Below are 24,002 nucleotides of genomic sequence, written 5' to 3'. Positions count from 1 at the left end.
TCCACAAATTTCACGGTCGGTTTTGCGGCGCGTGGCTCTGTCATAGACGGGTTCTGGCTTCTAGCAGTTTTACCCCATTATCCTCCTCCTAGAGTGACAGAAGAGCGTTAGTTTTGGAGCCAGGGTTCTGAAACACCCGTCACTCTAGCAATTCCAGAAGCAGGGAATCTTCTCCAACAGGAGGCAAGTCAATCAGGGTTTTAGTGGTTTGGTCAATGATCTTGTGGGAGCGGGTCTTGCACAAATTGTCTGCCACACTCATGGCACTTGAAGTTCTGTTTACCGTTGTGAATTTTCCCCTTTTTCACGGTATGAGTAGACTCACAACCAGGACAAGTAGGACGGGGATTGGTCATCGAACAACAGCAGTAACTCTACCTTCTTATCCTTACATCTTTAGGACTACCTAAATTAGCGATCGCATTCCCCTTCTCGCTCTCGTCATCCACATCCTTTCGCTATTCTTGACGCCAACTAGCAGGATTTTCACGACCAGGCACGCCTTCTAGCGCCACCAACGCCGCCGCAGAACCCGCCAGAATATCCTGTTCTGCTCCGCCCAAATAGAGGCGTCCGAAGCTTCCCACAGCTTGCACTTCCAAGATGTTAATTGCCGCAGCTTTCTCCGCCGCGTTCGCCGCCAGCGCTGCATAAGCGGCAGGTTGCACTTCTAATACATAAAGCGTTTGTCCTGCTAGAAGTAGCTGTCCTCGCCGCGTGCGGTTGATCAACTGCGTTTGGTGAGCATCAATGTTACGGATAATCTGACTAGAAACGACGTGCGGCTTGAGACATTCGTCTCGATGAACTCCTAGCGCTTCCAGAATCGCTTTGCCCGCCGCCCGCGTCTCTCCTTGACGGCTGGAATGCACTTCTAGTAGTCCGTACAGTCGTTCGACCACCTGCACCCCTGGACGTACAGAGGCAGCTTTGAGGGCGACATCAGTAATCCGGTTAATTTCAATGCCCGGTGAGATTTCAATCCACAGCGACGTATCTCCTGGCAATGGCAAGAACCCTAGCGCTACTGTCCCCATGTAAGCTGCGTGTTGAGGCTGCAAGCTGTCTAGAAATACGTAACTGCGTAGTTCTATGCCCAAAGTGATTATCTCCGGAAGTTAGGAAAAAGGAATCGGGTGCAACATCTGAGTTTACCGCGATCTCAGATCGCCAGAAGCTGCGTCTGGTCAGTCGGTAAGGGAAGCGATCGCTTCATACCTGAAGACGCACGTAACCAGGTTTCTACGGATTTGTTCTATCTATTTTTCTATCTATTTGTAGACAAGCGGGTTCTACCCCTTTATAGACACAATCACCCAGGTAGGCACGTTAGCTTAATTTACATAAGTTAACAATAAAAAAATACACCTTTAAGTTATGATGCCTAATCTCCTGGAAGCCACAAAAGAATATTCGCGCAAATTAGACCAGTTAGAAGCTGCCTATGAAAAGGGCGAAGTCTCCATTGAAGAGGTAGATACTAAAGTTCAATTGCTCATGGCTGAACTAGGACGAGAACGCCGTGCAGCCTTAGCCTATGTTTTTTATGGCTTGCGTCGTCTTTGGGATGAGCAACGAGAAACCATTGTTGGAGTGGCAATTCTCGGCGTTCTCGCCGTATTCCTGCAAATTGAATCCACCTGAAATTCCTAAATCTGGTCTGATACCGAAGGATATCGTCGGTTGTTCGGGATGAATCCCGAACGGGAATTGTCAAGATGAGCGACGCTTAGGGAAGCTGGAATGTATTGGATGTGTCGCGTTACAAACAAGCGATCGCCTAGAAACCCCCTTTAACTTTTGAGTCGTCCGAGGCTCTGCCTCGTCTAGCCGACTAACCTTAGTGTAAAGATGCTCTAGTGTAAAGATTTTTGTTTGGCAAGTGTCAGTTAATAAAGTGTCACGTACTAGACCATTGCTTCGATTGACTAAGGACTATTCTTTAGTTGTGTGAGGAGCGAGTTTAAAAGAAAAAGCGCCTGGGGTCGAAACACGGCAAGACTCCCAGGCGCTTTTTCATATCCGTCATAATTCCCTCAACAACGAACTACAGCCTAAATTCATCGCTTATCTTGTCTCCAGAGACACATCTAGACTGATAAGCAAGTTGGCAATACTGAATAATGTCGAATTGATTGGGACGTTTGACCTCTCCCTAACCCTTGCGCTACAAAGGTAGGGACTTTTTCTCCCCTTCGCTAAGAGGGAAGACGTTGGGAGTTAGGTTTGGGCGCTCCGAAAAGTATTGGCTTCGATGATTTATTACAATTTGTTTATTCCGGGATGCAGATACGCTGCTGTGTGATGAGCGTCTAAAGTAACCAGTAGCACTACACTTCTTGAGATTAAGCACTATGACAGATGAGCCACGGCTAGAGGAGCAGGCGCTCTCCCAGGCAGTCGAAATGGGGTTATCTAGCCAACTAGATAGCGTAGAAAATATAAATGTAGATGTCCGAACCAGTTTGCTGAAGATGGCTCAAGGACAGGCTAATTCAGTTTCGGTTGCAGGGCAGGGTCTAGCGATTCAGAAAGACATCCGCGTGCAGGAAATGGAATTGCACGCCGATAATATTGCCATCAATCTCTTTGACGCGATATTCGGTCAGATTAAGCTGAACCATCCGCTAGATGCGACTGCCCGTGTTGTCCTCACCGAACAAGATATCAACCGGGCTTTAAGCTCAGATTACATCCGCAGCAAGTTTCCAACTATGGAGTTGAATGCAGATGGTCAACTCGTGACTTTAGAACCACTACAACTAGAGATACATCTGCCGAGTGACGGCAAGATGGAATTCAGCGGACAGATGCTACTGCATGACGTAGATAAGGTTCGACAAGTCGGTTTCGCAGCCGTAGTGCGTCCGCGTACTTCTTCAACGCCAATCTTGTTGGAGGGGTTTAGCTGCAATCCTGGACAAGGGATTTCACTGGAACTCACGATCGCCTTGATGGAGAAGTTAGGAGAACTGGCGAACTTACCCTACTTGAACCTGCAAATATTTGACCTGCAAGGAATGGCAATCCGGATTAAGGAGCTAGATGTGCATGAGGGTAGTTTAACCGTTTATACCGAAGCCTACGTCAAGCAAATTCCCAATCAATAATCGAGGATGGAGGGCGCGATAGCGAAGCGCTGCTGCTTTCAGCAGATCGCATCCATCAAGCGGTTCTCCCTTCAACCCATTAGCGTACCGTAGGCTTAACCCCGACAAAACCGCGATAACCCCAGCTTTTAGGAGGAAACCATGACAGAGTTTCAAGATTTTTTAAAGTACAAATTTGCCTATGTTGCGATTGGAGAATTCAAACCTGGCAAATTTGATGAGGCTGAGCAACTCTATGAAAAAGCTGTGTCAACCTACACGCACGGCTTTAAGGGGTCGTACTTACTACAAGAACCGGGGACTGACCGAGGAATCGCTATTATTCTTTGGGAGAGTGTCGAAGATATGCAAGCCAATCAAAGCGAGGCATACCAAGCCATCTTAAATCAGATGAATCCTTTGTTTGAGGAAGCGCCGACCACTGCTTTCTATGAAATCGTTAGTGAAATTCAGCCCACAAATGAAAGTGGTGAATCTCCATCTATATAGTCAATCGAAAAAAGCGATCGCTCTATCTGGTCTGAGAAATTTGAGTCATTTGATGTCAAAGGCTTTCTCGCGGGCACTCCTGACTCTAGCTTGATGGCGAGATCAATGAGGAATCGCACATGACTGATGGTTGAAGCAATACCAGCTTCGTTTACGGGACACCCAAACCGGGGGAAGGATTCTTGGGGATGTTGCCAACGCAGCCATAGCTTTCCATCAATCACTTTCGTACTGATTGACCAGTCTTTATATTGGCTAGGAACTTCTTTAATGTCAGTCTCAACGACGTTGGATGCTAATGAGGATTGGGGTTGACTGGGTAGAAGCATGATTGGGGTGTGGGAACTTGATGCCCTAAATATCCGTGAAAACACTGTGGCGAGTCGTGATTCAACCCGCGAGCAAAAGTGATTGTATAAAAAAATTTTGGTGACAGAAACCTGCCAGCGCCTGTGATGAGCCTCACACTTTAAAAGTGAGGCTCATCACATTTATAAAGGGGAGAACGAGGTAAGAAGAATTGTTGAGTAAATAGGAATTGATTCCTATTAATGAATCAAGGAGAAGCAACTTGGTGGGGAAGGTTTGTCTCAACTTAAGTTAACAGTCTTATGATGGGTTTATGTCGCGTCAAGATATCCACTTGCGTCGAGTCGGAGAGTAGGATTTTTATCTTTTTATAGTTTGTGGCGACGGTTTGTTTGGTTATTCTTGTCAGGCGTGACCGATTACCGTAGCCAGAGTGGGATTTGCTCTTGAAGTGCGATCGCATCCACTGCTAAACCGATGAAGGTAATTCAGCAAACTTTTACATTACTTACCCTGAGAGAGCGTCCAGTTGGGATTTGGATTCTGAGCAGCTTTACCGCTGTTTTGGGGCTTCTTGTTTTTATCTCTTCTAATTGGCCGATTGATTTTTTTGGATTATTCTGTATTATTTGTGCTGACTTGATGATGTTTGGAAGTCCGGTGAAGACTTGCCGATTCGATAAACATCTCAATCGAGTAATTCTGAAACAAAAGGGCTGGCTGGGAACTCACGTAACTGGTTATTCAATTGACAAAATTAGCAGCGTTCAAGTAGAGGAATCCAACTTAGGAGGAATTCGCTTTTACCGGCTTACTCTGACGCTTTTATCAGGACAGCGATTTTATTTAACTCCGATTCCTAGCACTGATTGGCAATTACAACAAAGTTTGGCTAGCTACATCCAACAATTTCTCAACCCTTAAGTGGCGACAAAAACGCTATCAGCGGCTCCTTTGGGTAGACGCGATCGCGCTAGCGAAGCGAGGCGTTATCCTAACGCTATTTACCAATCCACCTCATCGGCATCAATCCGTCTGAGCTGGGAATGATGAGGAAAGTCATACCAGCCATCATCCGTTGTGTAGCCGATGCGATCGCCCACCTCGTATTTCACCACTACCCCTTCCGTAGAAAAGTCCAAGCGCCTGACTCGACACCCAACCGGAAACTGCTCAGCCAGTTTGGGTGAGATGCAGGGTTTGAGAGCGATCGCGATCGCGCTATTGTTTACCATTTTCAGACCTCGGCACGAAGAGTGCTGCCACGAGCAATTCTAGTTTGAGTGTAGCCCCTTCACTCCACTACTGCTAGTGTTGCTAATTCTAGTAAAGTGTGTTTAACCCTACCAGTGGGGCTGGGATCAACTAAAGGAAAGGTAGAGGATCGTTGCGGAACCCTGATTTCACAAGTTTTTTCAGTGAAAAACGGTATCAAATTAAACAATCTTCACGGTAGGTAATTGGCGATCGCAGCATTGCTATGGAGTTGTCACCCTGATGTCACATTTGCATGAGTAAACTTTATGTAGGCATAGGGTAATTGCTTCTGACATATCCATCAGTTAAAGAACGATGTCCTCTCAGCAGAAGGAATGAGAGGGCATTTTTTTATGGAGAGCGGCGACTACTGGCATTGGCAACGATAAGTAAGCGATCGCCGCGTCACCTTGGTTGGGAAAGCCAGTCCTCGGCTACAAGACAAGCAAAGCGCTAGACCAGTTGGTCTTTGGTATTCCTTTTGGCATTCCTGCCCAGCCTCGACTAATTTGGTCGAAGAGTATCATCTGCACCTCTGATAATGGAGGAACTGGTAGTTATAGCCCAAACTGCAAGCAGAGCTAAACATCCAGACTTCGCTGGTCAAGAAGTGCTGCATTCTGGCAACAAAAACAGGTTGGAACTGGTGTGTATGTTTTACAAAATTCTCGTGGCAATGGATAGCTCTGAAATCGGCAAGCAAGTCTTTGATGAAGCCTTATCCTTAGCGAAAGCGTTCCATGCCAGTCTGATGCTATTGCACGTCCTATCTGCGAATGAAGAGGGCAGTCCGGGGATTCCTGGGATGCCCGGTCTGGATTACTATCCTTGGCGACGCGATGATGTCCCAAGTGACTATCGACAACAGTGGGATGCATTTGAAGGTCAATACTTGGCGCTACTGCGATCGCGTGCAGATGAAGCAACGAAGGCAGGAATTAGTACGGAATTCACCCAAACCCTTGGCAGCCGGGGTGAAAATATCTGTGACTTAGCTAAAATTTGGAGTGCCGATCTCATCGTCATGGGGCGTCGGGGTCGTGGTGGGATTGGTGAGTTAGTTCTCGGTAGTGTCAGCAATTATGTCCTCCATCATGCCCCTTGCTCAGTTCTGGTTGTCCATCGTTGAGTTTGTAAATATCACACGAGAATGGGGTTTTAGAGGAACGAGGGCAAGACGAGCAACAGCGATCGCAGCATTGCTATTCACTTGTCATACCCCTGTCACATTCCCGACTTATGCTTGTTTTTAAGAAGCATGGTGAAAACCCTTCTCACACCCATCAGTTAGACGATGCCCTTTCAGCGGAAGAGATGAAAGGGCATTTTTATTACTGAGCGATCGCGCAAGTGAATGTCACTCATTTAAGCTACCTCAAATAAGGTTCACTCAAAAAAGCGACTGGAAATCCGCCTTGAATCATCGCTATATATAAATCTATCTACCAGTCAAGAACTGCTTACTCATCAGTGAGATTCTGCCTTCTTTATAGAAGGCTTTTTTGTGAAATTACGATTAATCCCAATGCATCTGGATTCATCTTGGCATCTCCATCTTGGCATCTCGTAGAGGAGAGGCATTGGGTAAATAATTCCTCCCTGACTAAAAATTGGCTGAGTTTGTGAGTTTATCTCAAAATGCCTCGGAAACAGCCCAATTGTGAAGCATAGTGGTAAGAAATCACTGAAATACTTATCTTTTTCGCACAATGATGAGTAAGGCACACTGCCGTTAAGAATCGGTAAAACCAGAAGCCGGGAAGCGATCGCTTCTGAGTGAAACCATGCCAACAACGATTAGCTTTCCCCATCAAGCAGGAGGACTGCATGGCATCCCGTTATGAATTGGTTGATAGGAGTCAATTGGACTGGCTCATTCTTTCTCGTCTAGGGATGATTATCTGTGCGCCACTCGCTGCCGAATTAATTGGTAGTGCATTTAATATCTGGTACAACCTAACCCAGATTCAATCACTGCTGACTCCCGCTCAGAATACAGTGTTTGTCAATACTCTGTTGGTTTATAACGTTGTCTTCTACCCAGTCGCTCTGTTCATCTGGGTGCAACTCGTGCTGTCGCTACAACGACCTTTACAGCAGATCCTGCACCAGCAAACCTTGAGAGCTGAGCATCTGATGAAAGCAAGACAACTCGCGATTAATCTGCCGTGGTGGGGAATGCTTATGGCTGGAATCGGTTGGCTGTTGTGCATTCCCATATTTTTACTCGCCCTGAATTATGCTCCGGGAACGCTCGACCAGCGCGTATTCTTGCACCTGCCGATTTCGGTGATCGTTGCAGCGCTGATTGCCGTCCCTCAAGGTTTTTTTATCCTTGAGCTGTTCACCCAACGACTGTTGTACCCGTTGCTGTTTCAAGAAGCTCACCCAGCTGAAACACCAGGAGCTTTCCCCCTGTCGCTTCGGCAACGAGGACTCGTGTGGGCAATATCAGCTGGGGTATGCCCGATTGCTTCGCTGTTACTTTTAAGCTTGACCGCTAGTTCATCCGCAACGCCCGACCCCTGGTTTACCATATCCGTCGGGGTGTTGGGTATGGTCTTCGGATTTAGCAGTGCTTGGATGGTCGGGCAATTAGTCGTTGAACCAGTAGAGGAGCTACAACAGGCGGCTCGGATGGTGGCATCTGGGAACCTCAACATTCACATTAAATTGCTGCGAGCCGACGAATTTGGCCCCTTAATTGATGACTTTAACGACATGATTGAGGAGTTGCGACAGAAACAACGCTTGCAAGAAACCTTTGGTCGTCATGTCGGTCAAACAGCTGCCCAACAGATTCTCCAGCGCGATCCCAGCTTAGGCGGGGTCGAGCAGGAATTAACAATTCTGTTTGCTGACATCCGCAACTTTACAGCCCGCAGCGCGGTTTCTTCTCCTCAGCAAGTTGTGACCATGCTGAACTTGTTCCTAACTGAAATGGTAAAAATTGTTGAGCAGGAACATGGGGGAATGGTAAACAAATTCTTAGGGGATGGATTTATGGCGCTGTTTGGCGTGGGAGATGACCCACACAATCATGCTACCAAGGCTGTTGCAGCGGCTCAAAAAATGCTCGCCAGCCTGCAATCGATTAATAGCGACTTAGCAAAACAGGGACAAGCTCCTTTAGCAATGGGAATTGGAATTCATACGGGATCTGTGGTGTTAGGCAGTATCGGCTCACCCCAGCGCTTAGAGTACACCGCAATTGGAGATCCGGTGAACGTCGCCTCGCGGATCGAATCTTTGACCAAGGAACTCGGAAAACCGTTGCTGTTGAGTGCGGCGACTTACAAGCAATTACCCTCGACGATTTCGACCCAAGAATTGCCTCCCCAGCAAGTGAAGGGACAACCTCACCCGATTATTGTGTATTGCCTCAAGGAATCGTAGGCATCTGCGGCTATCTCAATTCTGTATCGGATGCATTGAATGAACCCCGCCCCTGCCTCTCCCGGTTCACGAGGAGGGGTTCAATATTCCCCCTCTGGGTGAAGGTCGAGGGGTAGGGGGTGAGGTTCCGAGTGTGTGTATTGCACTCAAGAACTCAAGTGAGAACGGCTATATTTCGCTGACAAATGAACCCCACCCCTGCCCCTCCCCGTTCACGAGGAGGGGTTCAATATTCCTCTTCTGCCTGAAGGTCGAGGGGTAGGGGGTGAGGTTCCAAAATTATCGTACTGGTGCGCTTTGTTGGGGAACAGCACTCTAAAAAACAACGATTTTTCAGGGGTTTCAAGAGTTGGGTCAGTAAATTAAGCATCCACGCTCGATCTGTTTTATCGGCTGGTTCGTGGTACGGTTTTAGATCCGTTTGTGTCTCAAGAGTTTTAATACTCCTCCAAATGCATCCACCCAGCCTAAACCCCCAACACTTTCAGGAATTAGCCTTGGACAGCGGCATTGACCGCGATCTGGCTTTGCTCAACTTCATCTCATTGGAAGGAGACGCCTTTTATGAGTATTTGTTGATCTCCAATCGTATCCCCCGGACGAATACTGGGATGGTGAGCAGTTGGTGGCTGCATCGCTATGCTCATGGGGCGAAAGGAGGCTGGTGGTGTTCGGGGCTAGATCCCCTTAACGATTGGCGTTTGATGGAGTGGGGGTGTTATAAGCCGAACCATCCCAGACCAGATAAAAAGGGTAAGCTCATCAAGTACGAGCATCCGCCCTGCACGCCGACACGGATTTTTTGTCTGAGAGTGCCGCTTCATATCTGGCAGCAGACTGCATCGCGCTACAGCGTCCCCATGCCAGAGAAGATTGCGATCGCTCAAAACGGAGAAGCGCTGGGATTTTGGCAGTGGGTGCTGGAGATGAAAATCCCGACGATCCTTTGCGAGGGAGCCAAAAAAGCAGCGGCTTTGTTAACCCAAGGATATGCTGCGATCGCTTTACCGGGCATTACCAGCGGCTACCGCGTCACCAAAGACTTTCAAGGCAATGTTCTTAGCCGACAATTAATTCCAGACCTTCTGGCGTTCACTCGACTCAAGCGCACCTTTTTTATCTGCTTTGACTACGAAACTCAACCCAAGACCATCAAAGCAGTCAATCAAGCGCAAACTCAACTGGGCGAACTGTTAGAGGAACAAAAGTGCCCGGTCAAAATTATCCGGCTTCCCGGATTACAAAAAGGCGTTGATGATTTTATAGTCGCCCAAGGCGCTGCCGCTTTCCAGACAGTCTATGAAGCCAGCCTCAACTTAGAAACTGACCTTGCCAAAAGCAAACCCCACACCGAGTTAACCTATTCCCCAGCACTCACTCTCAACCGTCGCTACCTGGAAAAATTGCCTTTTCCCACCTCTGGATTAGTCGGACTCAAGTCTGCTAAAGGAACCGGGAAAACCACCGCACTGGTATCGCTGATCCAAGAAGCAAAAAATAGAGGCGATCGCGTCCTGCTGCTCACCCATAGAATCCAACTAGGGCAGTTCTTGTGTGAAAAAATCGGAGTGACCTGGATTAATCACCGCACACTCGAAAAGCGGGAGAAAAACCCGGATAATTTATTACCGATTGCCCCATCTTTAGGACTCTGTATTGATTCCATTTGGAAGCTGAACCCAGAACATTGGCAAGGCGCGGTCGTGATTCTAGATGAAGTTGAGCAATCCTTATGGCATCTCCTCAACAGCGACACTTGTAAAGACAAGCGCATCAAGATATTAAGAGTCTTCCAGCAGCTAATTTCCACCGTCCTGCAAACTGGTGGTTTGGTTATTGCCCAAGATGCTGACTTATCAGACCTTTCCCTAGACTACCTGAAGGGACTAGCCGGAATTAAAATTGAGCCGTGGGTTGTATTAAATGAGTGGAAGCCGGAAACTGGCTGGGATGTCACCTTTCACAACACCCCAAACCCCACTCTGCTAATTCAACAGTTGGAACTCGATCTAATAGCCGGACGAAAGTGTTATGTTACGACCGATAGCCGTTCCGGACGTTACAGTTCAGAAACCATCGATCGCTATATCAAACAACGTCTAGAACAGTTCCTTCGGCAATACCCCAAGACATTAGTAATTAGTTCTCAAACAACCAGTACCCCCGGTCATGAGGCGGTCAATTTTGTTGAAAGCATCAATCAAAAATCCTTAGACTATGACGCAGTTTTTGTGACTCCTAGCCTTGGTACGGGGGTCAGCATTGATGTGGAACACTTCGACCGGGTTTATGGGATTTTCCAAGGCGTAATTCCCGACTCGGAAGCACGGCAAGCATTAGCCAGAGTTCGTCAGAGCGTACCCCGAATTGTTTGGTGTGCCAAACGAGGCATTGGCATGATTGGCAGTGGTAGTAAGAATTATCGGGTACTGTCTCACTGGTACCAGGAAAATCAGAAAGAAAACCTAGCTTTGATGAGTCCACTTCATCCAGTGGATGTGGATTTGCCCTTAGTTTATGACCTCATTCACCTCAGAAGTTGGGCGAAGTTTGCAGCGAGAGTAAATGCTTCGATTACCCTTTATCGTCAATCGATGTTAGAAGGATTAATCGCTGAAGGACATCAGGTGAATGTCATGAGTGATGCTCCCCCCGACGAGCGCCTCAAAGAGCTACGGATGGCGCTTTTAGCAGCAGCTCCTTGTGATTGGGAAAAGTCTAAGAAGCTGGTTCGAGAAATTGTTAAAATCCAACAAGAATTTGAAGAGCGCCGCAAAAAAGCTAAATCTATCAAGCATCAAATTGTCAAAATTCGGAATCAAATTGAATTACAAGCAGCGAGTGCAGTTGCGAATTCTCAAGACATTGAGCGCAGAGAATATGAGCGTCTTTTAACCAAGCGTTCTTTAACGGATGAAGAGCGAAATCAAGTGCAGAAATACATCTTGAAACAGCGTTATGGGGTAGAAGTGACTCCCCAATTAAAACTGAGAGACGATCGGGGATATTATTCACAGTTGTTGGTTCACTACTATTTGACTCACGAAAGCGAGTATTTTCAACTACAAGATCAACAAGAATGGCATCAGCAGTTGGAAAGAGGCGAGGGTAAAGTTTTCCTGCCAGATTTGAATACTTACACTTTGAAAATAGAGGCACTTAGAGCATTAGGAGTGCTGCAATTTATCCAGCCGGAGCGTGAATTTAAAGAAACCGATTTAGACTTGATTGAACTTAAAGCGACTGCACTCCGGTGCAGCAAGCACATTAAACGTGCTATCGGAATCAGCATTCCGATGGAAACGGAAAAAGAGCGCCTAAGCTGTATAAAAGTGCTTAGCAAAGTTCTGAATTTACTCGGATTAAAACTAAGGTCATTTAAAAGAAAGGAAGATGGATATAAAACTCAAATAAAACTTTATAAAATTGACTCAAAAACTCTTGATGATGGCAGGAACGAAATCTTTGAAGCGTGGTGTTCCAGGGAAGGCTTGATACAAGAGAGTGTTTCCAAGGAGAGAGTTTTCACCCTGAAATCTGAAAGAGCGGCTACCCCATACAAGCCAGCACTATCTCATTCCCAGCGATAACCGGATGAACGGGGAGCAATACCGATGCAACAACCAGCTATTTTAAGAGTTTTTGTATTTAAAGTTACAAATTTAGTTCATACAGAATTCAGCCTTAAGTGCAGGTAAGACATCCTGTAGGGATGAAGCTGTAAGTTAAAAGCTGTCCTTAAATGTAAAACAGGGAACAGACGACAGGGAATATTACCTGTAGGGAATTCCAACCACTAGACACGGCTGATCGCAATCGGGTCAATAGCCAAACCCGGCTGTAGCTGAGCAAGCTCCCTAAGCAGTCTTTTTTTACGCTGCTAGGTGCTTAGGCTTACTTACGCTAACGCAGGGATGGGTGCGACTGATTGACAAAGCCGTTTGCGCGATCGCATTTACATACATCTAACCAGAATTTAGAAATAGGCACGTATGACAATAAGCATAATTGTTCATGGTGGAGCAAAAACCATTACAGAGGGCAAGGTTGAAGCCAATCATGCAGGCTGCTTGGCAGCAGTAGAAGCAGGTTGGACAGTGCTTCGCAGTGGAGGCAGTGCTGGAGAAGCCGTTGAGGCAGCCATCCGTGTTCTCGAAACTGATCAGACGTTTAACGCCGGATTTGGTGCAACTCTCAACAGTGAAGGAGAGGTAGAGCTAGACGCGGCGATGATGGAGGGCGATCGCTTAGGTTGGGGAGCGGTAGCAGCAGTTCAAGGAGTGCGTCATCCAATCTCGGTGGCACACAAGATTATGGATGAAAAAGCGCGGCTCCTAGTGGCGCGGAGCGGCGAACGCTTCGCTGTTGAACACGGGATGGAGATGTGTGCAAAAGAAGACCTGATCAGTAAGGAGCAGCAGCAGGAGTGGGAAGAGGAGCAGGAAGTTATCGATCGCCCCAATACTGTCGGTTGTGTGGCTCTAGATGCTAGCGGCACCATAGTTGCTGGAACCTCCACTGGGGGCACTACAGGTCAGCCACAGGGTCGCGTTGGCGACACAGCCCTGGTTGGTTGCGGCTTATACGCTGATAACCACTTGGGCGGTTGCTCAACGACGGGTGATGGCGAGTCCATTATCCCAGTGGTTCTTGCCAAGACAGCGATTGATTTTTTGGCTGGAGACGCCCATCCAGAGGAAGCAGCACAGAAGGCGATTGACACTCTTGTCTCTAAGGTTGAAGGAGAGGCTGGCTGCATCCTGATAGACCGTCAGGGACGTATTGGGTGGTCGTACAACTCGTCTGACATGGCGGTAGCTTATATGACCGCAGAAATGGACAAACCAGTGGCGTTTATCAAGAAAGAAGAAGAAAACAACTCAAAAGTAGCATCCTTTGAGTCAGGTACACAACAGCTGCCGACGCCTCAATTACCAGCCGCATAATCGAGTTGGCTACCCATTTAAGACGGGATGGAACCCCACCCCAACCTTTGTGAGATGGTAGCAGTTCAGATACCCGACTTCTTGGAGAAGTCGGGTATCTCATATTCAGTTCAGCTCAGATTGAGGCGGTGATGCAAGTAGCTAGAAAAGCTCAAATTACTGAATGATAACAATTCATTCTCTAACTAAAAGTTGTGTGAGCCTTTTATCAGCTTTGCTTATCTTCCCATTTCTCCTGAAGTGAATACTCCCTAGGAAGATGATAGAAAAATTGGTTTATTGAGAGAATACTGATTGTTTGCTGTGCAGCCTGCTTTTGCTTCATAGGGGTAATTTTTTATGAACTCAACATACGACTTTCAATACTTTCAGGGGAGTTCTCTTTCCGATCTGTTTGCTCAAGACATTGCAGATGGGCGGTATGCATTTATCCTAAATTACCCGGCGACTGCGACTTGGGCTGCTTACCCTAACAATAAAAAATACTTTATTCAAGATGGTAGTAGTGAAGCCACCAAAACTTCCTTCGATAAAATTTGCCAGAAGGAACCTTGGAAAAATTTGGCGGTGTTAGGCGATGTCCTTCCAGGAGTGATAATCAGTTCGCCAGCAGAGGCGCTGATTGACTATTGGCGGGAGCATTTTGGCTTCAGCTACGACAATATAGCGAGGATAGACTGTGCAACTTACCTCGATGAACTCAGCCAGATGAGTATTTCGGGAGAGTCGTTGCGCGATCGCTTTGACAAACTCATCACTCTATTTCCCTTCGATCATCTCAAACCAGAAAAACACGCTGTTAATCCGGATACCCACTACCGCTTGCTTAGCAAAGTAGCGCTAGCCGATCTGGGGATACAATGTCCAAAATATAAAACTTACAATCTGCACCAAGTTAGTCTGGAAGACATTCAGCTACCACAATTCCCATACTTGATCAAAACCTCCCACGGACTCTCAGGGGAAGGCACTTATATTATCAAAAGCGCTAGCGAGCTGAACTACTGCTTGCACGAATTAAGGAAATACCTAGAGATTAAGTTCGTGGATACGATTATTGTCTCGGAATTCGTCAAGAATGAAGTGCAGAACTACTGCGTGCAGTTCTATGTCAGCAAGGCTGGAGAGATTACGCTCATTGGTACTACAACGCAACTGGTCACTCCAGAAGGCAACTATTTAGGGGGACTCATTCACTACCGAGAAACCGACATGAGCAAGTTCTTTGAGATGATTGCTGCGGTTGGTAAGTATGCTCATCAACAGGGCTATTTTGGCGTGATTGGCTTTGATGTATTGGAAGACAAAGACGGACAACTTTATGCCATTGATGCCAATTTTCGAGTGAATGGCTCAACTCCACTCTGCTTGCAGCGCCATACTTTGCTGGGACTGGGAAAAGAGGTTGCTAAATATTCCAGCGATTATCGAATGGATGGGACATTGGACTCCATTCTTGCCACGTTGAAACCAGAACTGGAGCGCAAGGATTTTACGATATTGTCAGCTTTGGAAAAGGTTAAATACGGAAAAATCTACACCGAAATTTACGGAATTGTTGCTGGAGAGACAACTGAAGAAATGCAGCAAATCGAGCAGCATTTACAGGATAAAGGGTTGCACTTAGTCAGTTAAACGTTACTAAACAGTTAGTTCAAATATCTGATATTAACTGTTGGGTTTTTATCACTAGTCATATTCCAGGGCTTCAGATACCTGACTTATCTAAGAAGTCAGGTATCTGGTATTCAAGAATTAGTTAGGACTGCTATATAGAAAGGTCTGTCTAAAAAGCAATAATGACTATTCTCAATACTGACGCGATGAATCTTCTATGTTTTAGCTTCATTTCCATTCGGTTTTGCCGATTGCAATACTATCCAACCAGCACCAGCTATTAACGCACTAATCACTAAGAACCCAACATCGTAAACTAATGTGTGCGAACCCGGTCTGACATGATGAATGCCTAAAAGCTGATGATCGATGACTCCTTCAATAAGATTGAAACCTCCAAACCCTAGTAATAGAGAACCAATGAAGGTTGGTGCGGACAAAAAAATACTTTGTTTTGCAGCTCTCCAAAGCAGAAAAATCCCAATTAAGGTCAACAACCAATCAAACAAATGAAACAAGCCATCACCGAGCGTGTTCAGTTCCAAACCGGCAACGGTGGCATCAGTTTTGACGCTGGAAAACATATGATGCCATTGTAATAGTTGATGAATGACAATCCCATCAAAAAATCCAGCCTGACCCATGCCTAACACAATACCAGCCACAATCAGAGGGCGGCGATTTATAGAAGCGCTTTCTTGACTACTCGCCTGGGATGTCGTTTGGTTTGAAGTCATGACAATACCTCCATAACAACCTCAGCGGGTACATGAATCGCAGCTAAAACGAATTTTTGAGTCCTGTTCATTATTTACAATGGGGGGAAGTAGCCTACTTCCAGAGAATAGAAAAACACTGAAACACACCTATCTTTGGGATTAGGCTGCTTCAATTATTTCGCCTTCTGTAATAAATTACATCTAACTCCTAGAGGATTGACGATTGTTTTTTGGTATACAAGCTTGGTTAATTCCCTCGGATTGAGCAGCGATCGCATTTTAGGCTATTGGCAAAATCCACACTAGAAAGTATTCGGTTGCGCCCTCCACGGCTGAAGTCAGCTTGTTAGCCTAGAGAAGCGACAAATGGTCAGCATCTTTACTGAAAACTAGAACCACCAATAATTGTTGAAGTTGGTTTTAATCAGGTAAAAATCGCACTCTTCGGATTTTTCAATAAAGAACGGAATTTTATTAGCAGGACTTGAGACCTGATTTTTGTCATGGCTGTACTCACAACATCTATTCAGAACACTCATCCGATTACAGAACTCTATGTGTTTGGCGACAGCCTTTCGGATGCGGGGACGGTATTCCGAGCGACAGGAGGGATGTATCCACCCAATCCACCTTACTTTCAGGGGCGTTACTCAAATGGTCGGGTTTGGGTTGAGTATCTTGCCCTTCGCCTGGATCTCGACTCTAATCAAACCAAAAATTTTGCCTACGGAGGAGCAACTTCTGGAAACGATCGCAACAGTTTTGTCCCTGGTTTGCTAGCCCAGGTGCAATCGTTTATCCAAACACATCAACCGCTGAATTCAGAGGCGCTGTATGTGTTATGGGCGGGGGGAAATGATTATTTACAGGGAGTTAGCAACGCCACAATTCCTGTTGAAAATATCACTAAAGCGATCGCTTCTCTCGCCGATCGGGGTGCTAAAAAGCTCCTGGTGGTAAACTTGCCCGATTTGGGACACTTGCCGACTACCCGAACCAGTGCAAATGCTGCCAGACTCAGTACGTTAACCCAAGCCCACAATCAAGGTTTAAGGCGATCGCTTAAGGTAGCTCAGCAGCATTCTGACCTTCAGATTGCCACTCTCGATGCCAATCGACTGTATCGAGAAGCGATCGCGAATCCGGCGGCGTTTGGCTTTACCAATGTCCTCAATGCGTGTTTGGCTGGCGCTGGGACTTCTGGTAGTCCAGACCAGTTTTTGTTCTGGGATGGCATTCATCCAACAACAGCGACTCACCGCATTTTAGGGGAAGCCGCCTTTGCCAGGATTCAAGAAGCTGGGATGCTCAATTCTCCTTCGGTGCTGTTTGGGTAAACCACTCCATTGCTTGCCGAGCGATCGCGCCTGGAACCGCGTGGGGGCCATTGAACTCGTGGTACTGCACGTTATAGCTTGCCCGTTGTAACTGCGGCACAATCCGGCGACTGCATCGCTCAATCGGCAACACCGTGTCTCCCTTCCCATGAGAAATGAATACCTGCGGCTTCCCTTCCTGTCCCGCAGGAGCCATGAATCCCGGTGAGAAGGCAATGATGTGGCTAAACAAGTCGCCATTGGTAATGCCAACTGAGAGGGCGTAGGAAGCCCCATCCGAGAAACCTGCGATCGCTACCCGGTTTGGAGCGATCGCATAACGGCTGAAGGTTTGTGCCAGCGCCCGGTCAATAAAAGTAATATCGGCACCGTACCCACTCCGAATAACATCCCAAGTTTGTCGGCGCGAGTCTACTGCCAACAAAATTGTCTGGAAGGGATCTGCCAGATGGCGGACGATATTAAGCGCCCCTTCTGAATCGCCTCCGGCTCCGTGCAACATCAACACTAGGGGGGCGGGTTGGTCTGCCCGATAGGTTTTGGGTACATAGATGAAACCATCCCGCTGTCCGTCCAGTCCTAGGGGATGCAATCCGGGAGTTGCGGTTGCTGTGGGGCGAGTTGGGCGGGATGATAATCGTCCTTCTGTGGCGGAAAAATCAGCTTGCTTTGAACTTTCCATTGTCAATAAATTCTGTTGCAAACAACTAGAGAGTTGAGAGATCGCGAACGGTAAGATCGTGCCTGCTACCCCAAGCCGGAGTAGTTGTCGCCGTGTCCAATAAGCAGGAAAGCTTTTGTGTTGCCTCATAGCGATCGCGCAGCGTCCCCGGCTCGCTAGTCATAGGTGAGAGCCATTCCTTCACGCTAGAATTTTTAACGGTTTCTTGCCTTACTCTTTGGGAGGATTCAGACTGATTTGATTACCGAATTTTATAGACGTGTCGGCTCTAGAGAAGGCTAAAACCATTATTAATTGGAAAGTAGACCCATCACAGGCATAGAAGAAGTTGAATTCTGTAAAACATCAAAATACAGATGTATTCAAACGAGCTATGTGCTTTTGGGAGAAATCATTTCGTGAGAAAAAATCTAGTTGCGCTACTGGCTGTATTGGTGGGGCTTTCTTATGCATGGCTCGGCACCTTCACATCCATGAACTATTATTTCTTCAACTATCGTGCAATGACCATTCCTGGATGGTTTAGGTTAGGGGCAACTATCGCTCTTGGGCTATATCTTCTCGGTGTCTATACGACGGCTCTGGCATTTCAGCAGATTTCAACCCGAAAATCAACAATTGAGCCGTCATTTCTGGTGTTAGGTTGCATCATCGGTTTGCTGGTTAGTAGCCTACCCTTTTTCATGAATTTTCTAACCCCAATACCGTACCTGTTTTATTCTCCATATATTATTTTGCCTATTTCAATTTTGCTATCTTTTTTAGGCATTCGGATTGCTTGTAGATTTGAACGGAGTAAATCTAATTCCACTCTAAAAATTTTCTTGTTGAGAGCCTTAATTCCGTGCGCGATCGCCTTAACCTTAATGTGGCTTCACAACGGCAGTTTCCCCAATGTCAAGGCTCCTGCTGAAGTTCGACAGGAATGGGCGTACATACAATTTAGGGATTACAAGGAAGTGGTGAACTCAATCAAAACTTGTCAGCCGATTCTAGAGCGAGTAGGCAGCGTGAAAGTTGTGGCACCGACTCAAGGCAGAAACTATATTATTTCCGATCCAGGAAGTTCGGGGCATCAGGGGGAATTGACTTTAGAAGTAATTGGAGACAAAGGTGTAGGTGTCGCTAACTTTAACTTCCATATCGTTACTTCGGTTTCACAGGTTCGATTTACCAAGCAGAGGAAAACAGAAACAATCCTCTGTCGAAACTAAAGGAAATCTAATTTTTTCTGCCCGAACTTGATCGTCCCTGCAAAAGCGATCGCCTCTCTAAAGTTGCTTCTCACCGACTGCTCCAGCATCTACCAGCACCGATTCCTTCTAGAACTTCTTGAACTTCATCCACAGCTCCCCAAGCGAGCGGCATAACGATTTATTTAAGCTTTACTTAGCTGTAGAAAACCGTCTATACCGTAGTTATATCGTACCTGACCCATCATGCGATCGCGCTTGCAAAGAGGATTAGAAATTAGAGCGACGTTTAGACTAATCTAGAAAATCCTTTAAGGTAAACCAGAGAGATAAACTTCCTAACATTATCAAACTAGCTCCAAGCGGATAGGCGAACCAACGACTATCCTGCTCCAGTTTTAGAGACTTGGCTTTTGGATCTTGCACAAACTCATTAATCTGGGAGGCTTTACTTTCTGTAAAGCTAAAACTGTTATTCATTGGAAAGTAGAGGTTCTCATCATCAGATGTTAACAAGACAAGCTGATTTGATTTCCCATGTTTCTGAACGGTTGCTTTCTCTAACCGATCGAGTGGGAAGGGAGTCACGGTTTCCCCTCGCAAACTCGACACCACGAGTTTACACATAGCCAAAGACTGAAGGCGATCGCATTCTAAGGTCGCCAGTTGAGGATTCAGAAAAAACATTCCACCCCGGACAACCATAAAAACGCCTAGAACCGTTACCAAGAATGGTTCTTTCAGATTTACGGAAACGCCCTCAAGTTGAAATGAGGTATCTCGCCGTCTCGATTTTCTGGAACCTTTCTCAGTTCCCATGCTTGTCCTCTCCTGTCGGGCATTGAACAAGATAAGTGCCACTTAGGTGAGATACAAGCCGGTGCAGCCTGACTCCGGTTTAGGTTGTGAATCGAAATAATTCAGAGCGATCGCTAGGCAACTCCCTGAAATTTAGGTTGCGTTATCGTCTTTAATAAAGCCTTGGCTTGATTGAGTTCTTCGTTGCGCTGGTACAGTTCTTCCGATAGGGACTGCAACTCCTGATTCATTGCCTGTAGTTGTTCGTGGGTGGACTGGAGTTCCTCTTGAGTCTCATTCAACTGTTTTTTGAGATCCAGACGTTCTTGTTGAACGGTTTTTAGCTCTTCCCGCAGCACCAGGAGTTGTGTCTGCTCAGTTTTTAACTCTGGCTGGGAAGGTAAGGGTTGCTTGCGTTCTACCGCTGGCTGGAATTCTTGCTGGAATTCTTGCTGGAACTCTTGCCGTAAATATGGGGGTTGTTTCTCTAGAGGCTTCACTTCTAAAGGCTTCACTGCCTTTTCATCGTTCGCCTGGATGAGCGATCGCAACTGCTCTTTCGGAGAAGCGGAGCGTTCGCGGATGCGATCGCGCCTGGAGTCCTGGAGGTCAGATGGACTCATGTACAGATTCACCTTTGGTGCCTTCATATAAATCCGTCGCTTCAAATCCACGATGTTGAAAGTATGGGCGCTGTTGAGCAGTCCCTCTGCTTGACCTAATAAGAGAAAGCCACTATCGCGGAGCGCAAAGTGAAAGCGAGACTGGATTTTTTTCTGGATTTCGGGATTGAAATACATCAGGGCGTTGCGACACATCAGCAGATCGAGGCGGGAGATGGGCGCATCTTCAATTAAGTTGTGGCGGCTAAACAGCAACGAAGAACGCAAATCCTTCCGAAAAACGTAGCTGTTAGAAGTGTTGCTCTCAAAATATTTCTCTAATAAGTTGGGAGAAATCCCTGTAACTTCCCTATCGGTGAAAGTTCCTAGACGAGCTTGCTTCAGAGCCTCCTCATCGATATCTGTTCCGTAGATTTTTACCCGCGCCTGGAACTGTTCTATTCCAAGGATCTCCGCAAGCACAATTGCTATAGAATAAGCTTCCTCCCCGGAAGCGCAAGCAGCACTCCAAACTCGAATCGGTTCGTCTGCTGCCTTATTGGCAATAAGCTGAGGAAGCAGATCCTTAGACAAATAATCCCAAACTGAGCGATCGCGGAAGAAAGAAGTAACGTTAACTAAGAGTGTGTTAAATAGGTGACTAAATTCTTCGGGATGCTCCTTTAGGTAATCAATATACTTAGTACAGCTTTCAGTCCCTACCTTCTGCATCCGGTTCAGTATCAAGCGCATTAGGCTAGGACGCTTGTAGCCGGTAAAATCAAAGCCACGGCTTCGCTTTAGGTAGTCCAACAAAACTTCTAACTCATAAGCAGCTTTAGTCCGGGGAGGAGTATTATAAACAGGTGATTGTGATGTTTGCATCATTATCTTGAGATTTAAAAGTATAGCGAATTGTCAAATCGGGTAGATTTTTTTACGAATTGTTTAGAATCGATCCCGCCTTGCACCGCAAGCGGTGCAAGGCGGGATTTTGCTTTCTGGCTTTATCAAAATAAATTGCGATCGCTGTAATAGACTTTAGCGGTGAATACATCTAGCCTCATCCTCACAAAGTAGAACATTCCTTAACAGATATTCCAAAAGATAAAGAGGCCTTTAGCCTACCTTGGTATCAAAGCAACCAACGTTGAGGGCAAGGCAGTATGAACGATGATTATCCGCATCTTTGGCAATGGGGCGCACTACCAGGCTTCTACACTTCTTTGTTTAAATTCCCAAGAATTTCAGAAACTAATTCTTTCTGTTTTGGAGTCAGCTTATTCCAAGCATTTCCCCAAAGTTTTACCTGTCTTTCTTGGTTTGTATCGTCATATTTAAAAGGCATTGCTGTTAAATTATTCATTTCACACCTCTTATTTCCTTTGAACCTGACAGATGGAAACTTCCTGATTCAGTCGTCTGTTAAAGGAGACAACAAGGGCTACGAGAGGACGCTATACTCTACTATCTCAAGCATAAACACGAGTAGCAGTAGCGTCTGTCCGGTTTCGGACATATAAGATAAATTCAAAAGATTTATCGGCATCTAAGGATACTTCGTGGTCAGCAAGCCTTCTCCCCTCAGCGTTGCTCTGACCTATCACTCATCACATTTGTCAGTATGCCATTCTCGCCCTTACACTTGGCAACACGACGGAGCTTCACTTTCTATTTAATGTAGGATGTGCAACTTTCTCTGTCATGGTGAATGCAGCATCAGCAGAGCGTAGACGAGAAGCGGCGCATCTGGTGTGGTAGCATCTCAGCATGAACGATGATTGTGCCCTTTGTGCTTGGCTCTTCTTAGTAGCGCTTAGGACACCGCGCAAAATGACAGTTTCAGATAAAGTTACACTGAACACTATCTCAACAATAAACGCGATCGCTAATGCTGTCTGTTCGCTTTCGCACATACTATAAAACAGAAAATTTAAAAATAATTTCTCTCCCACCCCTGTCCCTCCCCGTTCACGAGGAGAGGTTCAATATTCACCCCTCTCCGTGAACGGAGAGGGGTTGGGGGTGAGGTTCCGAGTGTCTATTGCATCCAAACGAGAGCCACCATCTAACGGTGTTCCGTGTCAAGCAACCGACTGAACTCGGCTTTAATAATTCCATAACACTCGCAGGAGATCGCTTCCAAGTCACCTTGATTCAGAATGGTGATTTTGCCACGGCTGTAGCTGATCGTTCCCGCTTTGCTGAGGGTGCCCGCAGCCACGGTGACGCCAGAACGGCGCGTACCCAACATCTGGGCGATAAATTCCTGAGTGAGGGGAAACTGGTTTGATTCTACACGATCCTGAACGGTTAGCAGCCACCGAGCAAGTCGCTCTTCTAACGTATGCATGCGGTTGCAGGCAACTCCTTGAGAAACCTGAGTCAGCATTGCTTGCGTATAGCGCAACAGTAAGCTTTGCAGCGCCTTTCCCCGGTTAAACTCAGATTTGAGCAGCTCTGCCTTCATTCTCATGCCATTGCCTGTGACCTGCACCAACGCTCGGTTGCTGGTTTTGTTGCCTCCCAAAATTACGGGGAGACCCACCATTCCGTCATTGCCCACCATTCCAGCTTCCACAGTTGAGCCATCTTCCAGCACGCTGAGTAAAGAAACGATTCCCTGTTGGGGAAAATAAACGTATTCAATTGGTACACCAACTTCGTAGAGGACTTGATTGAGTGGGAGCGAGACGAGTTGTAGGTGGGGAACCAGGCGTTCGTACTCCTCGGCAGGCAAAGCGGCAAGAAGTCGATTTTTTATTGGCTGATGAGGATCTTTATATACTGACATGAGGAGTTTCCTTCATTTAGCCGTGTTAGAAAAGGCATCTAACGGCAGTAAGGAGAAGAGATCAGAACCTGATCCTAAATACCAAAAGGTGTATTTTCTGAATAGAAAGCCGCACACTCAGCAGGTTAAAGTCTTATAGCAACTTACTGATTCTGTATTCATCCTAACGCGGTTTGGCATATTCTCATATGAACAATATCCCCTGGATTTCGAGAGCAACTTTCTGGGTTATGTTGCAAAAACTTGCTTAAAAAAGTTTGGGAACGGAAATCAGGATGTAAGCGCTTGAACACACAAATCGGCTTAGTCAACACGCCACAATTATGGGCGATCGCGATCATGATAGTCAGGAATGCGATCGCCGGTAAAGGACTAGCTTGTATGGCAGCAAAACTCGCGGGTGAAAGTTGGCGCGAGTTTGCAACCATTGGGGCGCTAATGAACGCACTAGATTGATGGAGTAAATTATCCTCAACATTGGTTGACTGGAAGTCTAGGATCTTGCCTTCACAAATAATTTAGGATGGAGATAACATAATCAGACAGAAGAGCCTTGACTCCTTAAGAAGTCAAGGCTTTTTTATATAGACAATGAGTTGTTACAGCGAAAGCGTTTACTACCTAAGACCGCTCTGATGGAGGGTTGCGCCTCCCCTCGGTAGTAACAAAGTGGAGGAAGCGACAAAAACTCCACACCATCTATGCTTTTTGTTATTTAAACCGTTCTGACATCTGACGTCGCTCTTCTTTGAT

The 24,002-nt window shown here is 46.4% G+C and carries 22 protein-coding genes; 12 read left to right on the top strand and 10 right to left on the bottom strand.

Annotation, left to right across the window (positions count from 1 at the left end; genetic code table 11):
- Positions 1-458 precede the first annotated feature (458 nt).
- Complete coding sequence (locus H6H02_RS18985; protein WP_190820592.1) at positions 459-1,100, bottom strand: hypothetical protein; 642 nt, start codon at positions 1,098-1,100, stop codon at positions 459-461.
- Positions 1,101-1,377: 277 nt separating this feature from the next.
- On the opposite strand from H6H02_RS18985, the gene H6H02_RS18980 reads away from it, so the two are divergent.
- The 3 genes from H6H02_RS18980 to H6H02_RS18970 all read left to right on the top strand — a co-directional run bounded on the left by H6H02_RS18980 (position 1,378) and on the right by H6H02_RS18970 (position 3,599).
- Positions 1,378-1,644 carry a hypothetical protein gene (locus tag H6H02_RS18980; protein ID WP_190820590.1) on the top strand — a complete coding sequence of 89 codons (267 nt, stop codon included), beginning with the start codon at positions 1,378-1,380 and terminating at the stop codon, positions 1,642-1,644.
- Positions 1,645-2,354: 710 nt separating this feature from the next.
- Positions 2,355-3,110, top strand: a complete 756-nt coding sequence (locus tag H6H02_RS18975) for a DUF2993 domain-containing protein (protein WP_190820588.1) — start codon at positions 2,355-2,357, stop codon at positions 3,108-3,110.
- Positions 3,111-3,251: 141 nt separating this feature from the next.
- Positions 3,252-3,599, top strand: coding sequence for an antibiotic biosynthesis monooxygenase (locus tag H6H02_RS18970; RefSeq protein WP_190820586.1), 348 nt, complete (start codon positions 3,252-3,254; stop codon positions 3,597-3,599).
- Here H6H02_RS18970 and H6H02_RS18965 read toward each other — a convergent pair.
- Positions 3,560-3,928 carry a hypothetical protein gene (locus H6H02_RS18965; protein ID WP_190820584.1) on the bottom strand — a complete coding sequence of 123 codons (369 nt, stop codon included), beginning with the start codon at positions 3,926-3,928 and terminating at the stop codon, positions 3,560-3,562. The genes H6H02_RS18970 and H6H02_RS18965 overlap by 40 nt on opposite strands.
- 457 nt (positions 3,929-4,385) lie before the next feature.
- Between H6H02_RS18965 and H6H02_RS18960 the strand changes: the two genes are divergently transcribed.
- Positions 4,386-4,832, top strand: coding sequence for a hypothetical protein (locus H6H02_RS18960; RefSeq protein WP_190820582.1), 447 nt, complete (start codon positions 4,386-4,388; stop codon positions 4,830-4,832).
- Between the two features lie 80 nt (positions 4,833-4,912).
- On the opposite strand, the gene H6H02_RS18955 is transcribed toward H6H02_RS18960, so the two are convergent.
- Complete coding sequence (locus tag H6H02_RS18955; RefSeq protein ID WP_190820579.1) at positions 4,913-5,143, bottom strand: hypothetical protein; 231 nt, start codon at positions 5,141-5,143, stop codon at positions 4,913-4,915.
- Positions 5,144-5,706: 563 nt separating this feature from the next.
- Here H6H02_RS18955 and H6H02_RS18950 point away from each other — a divergent pair.
- The 5 genes from H6H02_RS18950 to H6H02_RS18930 all read left to right on the top strand — a co-directional run bounded on the left by H6H02_RS18950 (position 5,707) and on the right by H6H02_RS18930 (position 15,142).
- Positions 5,707-6,294: a universal stress protein gene (locus tag H6H02_RS18950; protein ID WP_242040778.1), complete on the top strand. Its 588-nt coding sequence runs from the start codon at positions 5,707-5,709 to the stop codon at positions 6,292-6,294.
- Between the two features lie 698 nt (positions 6,295-6,992).
- Positions 6,993-8,561 (top strand): adenylate/guanylate cyclase domain-containing protein, encoded by a 1,569-nt coding sequence (locus tag H6H02_RS18945; RefSeq protein ID WP_242040777.1) that lies wholly within the window; start codon positions 6,993-6,995, stop codon positions 8,559-8,561.
- A gap of 452 nt (positions 8,562-9,013) precedes the next feature.
- Positions 9,014-12,151: a plasmid replication protein, CyRepA1 family gene (locus H6H02_RS18940; RefSeq protein WP_190820577.1), complete on the top strand. Its 3,138-nt coding sequence runs from the start codon at positions 9,014-9,016 to the stop codon at positions 12,149-12,151.
- 402 nt (positions 12,152-12,553) lie between these two features.
- Complete coding sequence (locus tag H6H02_RS18935) at positions 12,554-13,507, top strand: isoaspartyl peptidase/L-asparaginase family protein (protein ID WP_190820575.1); 954 nt, start codon at positions 12,554-12,556, stop codon at positions 13,505-13,507.
- 339 nt (positions 13,508-13,846) lie between these two features.
- Positions 13,847-15,142: an ATP-grasp domain-containing protein gene (locus H6H02_RS18930; RefSeq protein ID WP_190820574.1), complete on the top strand. Its 1,296-nt coding sequence runs from the start codon at positions 13,847-13,849 to the stop codon at positions 15,140-15,142.
- Positions 15,143-15,339: 197 nt separating this feature from the next.
- Here the strand turns inward: H6H02_RS18930 and H6H02_RS18925 are convergent, their stop codons facing one another.
- Positions 15,340-15,861: a DUF2243 domain-containing protein gene (locus H6H02_RS18925; RefSeq protein ID WP_190820572.1), complete on the bottom strand. Its 522-nt coding sequence runs from the start codon at positions 15,859-15,861 to the stop codon at positions 15,340-15,342.
- Between the two features lie 485 nt (positions 15,862-16,346).
- Between H6H02_RS18925 and H6H02_RS18920 the strand changes: the two genes are divergently transcribed.
- Positions 16,347-17,180: an SGNH/GDSL hydrolase family protein gene (locus tag H6H02_RS18920; RefSeq protein ID WP_190820570.1), complete on the top strand. Its 834-nt coding sequence runs from the start codon at positions 16,347-16,349 to the stop codon at positions 17,178-17,180.
- Here the strand turns inward: H6H02_RS18920 and H6H02_RS18915 are convergent.
- Positions 17,152-17,862, bottom strand: coding sequence for an alpha/beta hydrolase-fold protein (locus H6H02_RS18915; RefSeq protein WP_190820569.1), 711 nt, complete (start codon positions 17,860-17,862; stop codon positions 17,152-17,154). The genes H6H02_RS18920 and H6H02_RS18915 overlap by 29 nt on opposite strands.
- Positions 17,863-17,887: 25 nt before the next feature.
- On the bottom strand, positions 17,888-18,025 hold the full coding sequence (locus H6H02_RS27255) for a hypothetical protein (RefSeq protein WP_190820567.1): 138 nt from the start codon (positions 18,023-18,025) through the stop codon (positions 17,888-17,890).
- Positions 18,026-18,260: 235 nt separating this feature from the next.
- Here H6H02_RS27255 and H6H02_RS18905 point away from each other — a divergent pair, with 235 nt between their 5' ends.
- On the top strand, positions 18,261-19,076 hold the full coding sequence (locus H6H02_RS18905) for a hypothetical protein (protein WP_190820564.1): 816 nt from the start codon (positions 18,261-18,263) through the stop codon (positions 19,074-19,076).
- Positions 19,077-19,349: 273 nt separating this feature from the next.
- Here H6H02_RS18905 and H6H02_RS18900 read toward each other — a convergent pair whose 3' ends face one another.
- From H6H02_RS18900 to H6H02_RS18885, 4 genes are all read right to left on the bottom strand, one after another.
- On the bottom strand, positions 19,350-19,874 hold the full coding sequence (locus H6H02_RS18900; protein WP_190820562.1) for a hypothetical protein: 525 nt from the start codon (positions 19,872-19,874) through the stop codon (positions 19,350-19,352).
- Between the two features lie 113 nt (positions 19,875-19,987).
- Positions 19,988-21,343: a protein-glutamate O-methyltransferase CheR gene (locus H6H02_RS18895; protein ID WP_199329336.1), complete on the bottom strand. Its 1,356-nt coding sequence runs from the start codon at positions 21,341-21,343 to the stop codon at positions 19,988-19,990.
- Positions 21,344-21,671: 328 nt separating this feature from the next.
- Positions 21,672-21,821: a hypothetical protein gene (locus H6H02_RS18890; RefSeq protein ID WP_190820560.1), complete on the bottom strand. Its 150-nt coding sequence runs from the start codon at positions 21,819-21,821 to the stop codon at positions 21,672-21,674.
- A 702-nt stretch (positions 21,822-22,523) separates the two neighbouring features.
- Positions 22,524-23,249 carry a Crp/Fnr family transcriptional regulator gene (locus tag H6H02_RS18885; protein ID WP_190820558.1) on the bottom strand — a complete coding sequence of 242 codons (726 nt, stop codon included), beginning with the start codon at positions 23,247-23,249 and terminating at the stop codon, positions 22,524-22,526.
- Positions 23,250-23,534: 285 nt separating this feature from the next.
- Here H6H02_RS18885 and H6H02_RS18880 point away from each other — a divergent pair, with 285 nt between their 5' ends.
- Positions 23,535-23,705: a hypothetical protein gene (locus H6H02_RS18880; RefSeq protein WP_199329334.1), complete on the top strand. Its 171-nt coding sequence runs from the start codon at positions 23,535-23,537 to the stop codon at positions 23,703-23,705.
- Positions 23,706-24,002: the final 297 nt, after the last annotated feature.

The organism is Coleofasciculus sp. FACHB-1120, assembly GCF_014698845.1.
Taxonomy (GTDB): Bacteria; Cyanobacteriota; Cyanobacteriia; order Cyanobacteriales; family FACHB-T130; genus FACHB-T130.
The sequence above is the reverse complement of the archived record's forward strand: the minus strand, read 5'-3'. Positions and strand labels throughout refer to the sequence as shown.

Coding starts and splice junctions, on each gene's coding strand:
- H6H02_RS18980 (WP_190820590.1), top strand. CDS start 1,378: ATGATGCCTAATCTCCTGGAAGCCACAAAAGAATATTCGCGCAAATTA.
- H6H02_RS18975 (WP_190820588.1), top strand. CDS start 2,355: ATGACAGATGAGCCACGGCTAGAGGAGCAGGCGCTCTCCCAGGCAGTC.
- H6H02_RS18970 (WP_190820586.1), top strand. CDS start 3,252: ATGACAGAGTTTCAAGATTTTTTAAAGTACAAATTTGCCTATGTTGCG.
- H6H02_RS18965 (WP_190820584.1), bottom strand. CDS start 3,928: ATGCTTCTACCCAGTCAACCCCAATCCTCATTAGCATCCAACGTCGTT.
- H6H02_RS18960 (WP_190820582.1), top strand. CDS start 4,386: ATGAAGGTAATTCAGCAAACTTTTACATTACTTACCCTGAGAGAGCGT.
- H6H02_RS18955 (WP_190820579.1), bottom strand. CDS start 5,143: ATGGTAAACAATAGCGCGATCGCGATCGCTCTCAAACCCTGCATCTCA.
- H6H02_RS18950 (WP_242040778.1), top strand. CDS start 5,707: ATGGAGGAACTGGTAGTTATAGCCCAAACTGCAAGCAGAGCTAAACAT.
- H6H02_RS18945 (WP_242040777.1), top strand. CDS start 6,993: ATGGCATCCCGTTATGAATTGGTTGATAGGAGTCAATTGGACTGGCTC.
- H6H02_RS18940 (WP_190820577.1), top strand. CDS start 9,014: ATGCATCCACCCAGCCTAAACCCCCAACACTTTCAGGAATTAGCCTTG.
- H6H02_RS18935 (WP_190820575.1), top strand. CDS start 12,554: ATGACAATAAGCATAATTGTTCATGGTGGAGCAAAAACCATTACAGAG.
- H6H02_RS18930 (WP_190820574.1), top strand. CDS start 13,847: ATGAACTCAACATACGACTTTCAATACTTTCAGGGGAGTTCTCTTTCC.
- H6H02_RS18925 (WP_190820572.1), bottom strand. CDS start 15,861: ATGACTTCAAACCAAACGACATCCCAGGCGAGTAGTCAAGAAAGCGCT.
- H6H02_RS18920 (WP_190820570.1), top strand. CDS start 16,347: ATGGCTGTACTCACAACATCTATTCAGAACACTCATCCGATTACAGAA.
- H6H02_RS18915 (WP_190820569.1), bottom strand. CDS start 17,862: ATGGAAAGTTCAAAGCAAGCTGATTTTTCCGCCACAGAAGGACGATTA.
- H6H02_RS27255 (WP_190820567.1), bottom strand. CDS start 18,025: ATGACTAGCGAGCCGGGGACGCTGCGCGATCGCTATGAGGCAACACAA.
- H6H02_RS18900 (WP_190820562.1), bottom strand. CDS start 19,874: ATGGGAACTGAGAAAGGTTCCAGAAAATCGAGACGGCGAGATACCTCA.
- H6H02_RS18895 (WP_199329336.1), bottom strand. CDS start 21,343: ATGATGCAAACATCACAATCACCTGTTTATAATACTCCTCCCCGGACT.
- H6H02_RS18890 (WP_190820560.1), bottom strand. CDS start 21,821: ATGAATAATTTAACAGCAATGCCTTTTAAATATGACGATACAAACCAA.
- H6H02_RS18885 (WP_190820558.1), bottom strand. CDS start 23,249: ATGTCAGTATATAAAGATCCTCATCAGCCAATAAAAAATCGACTTCTT.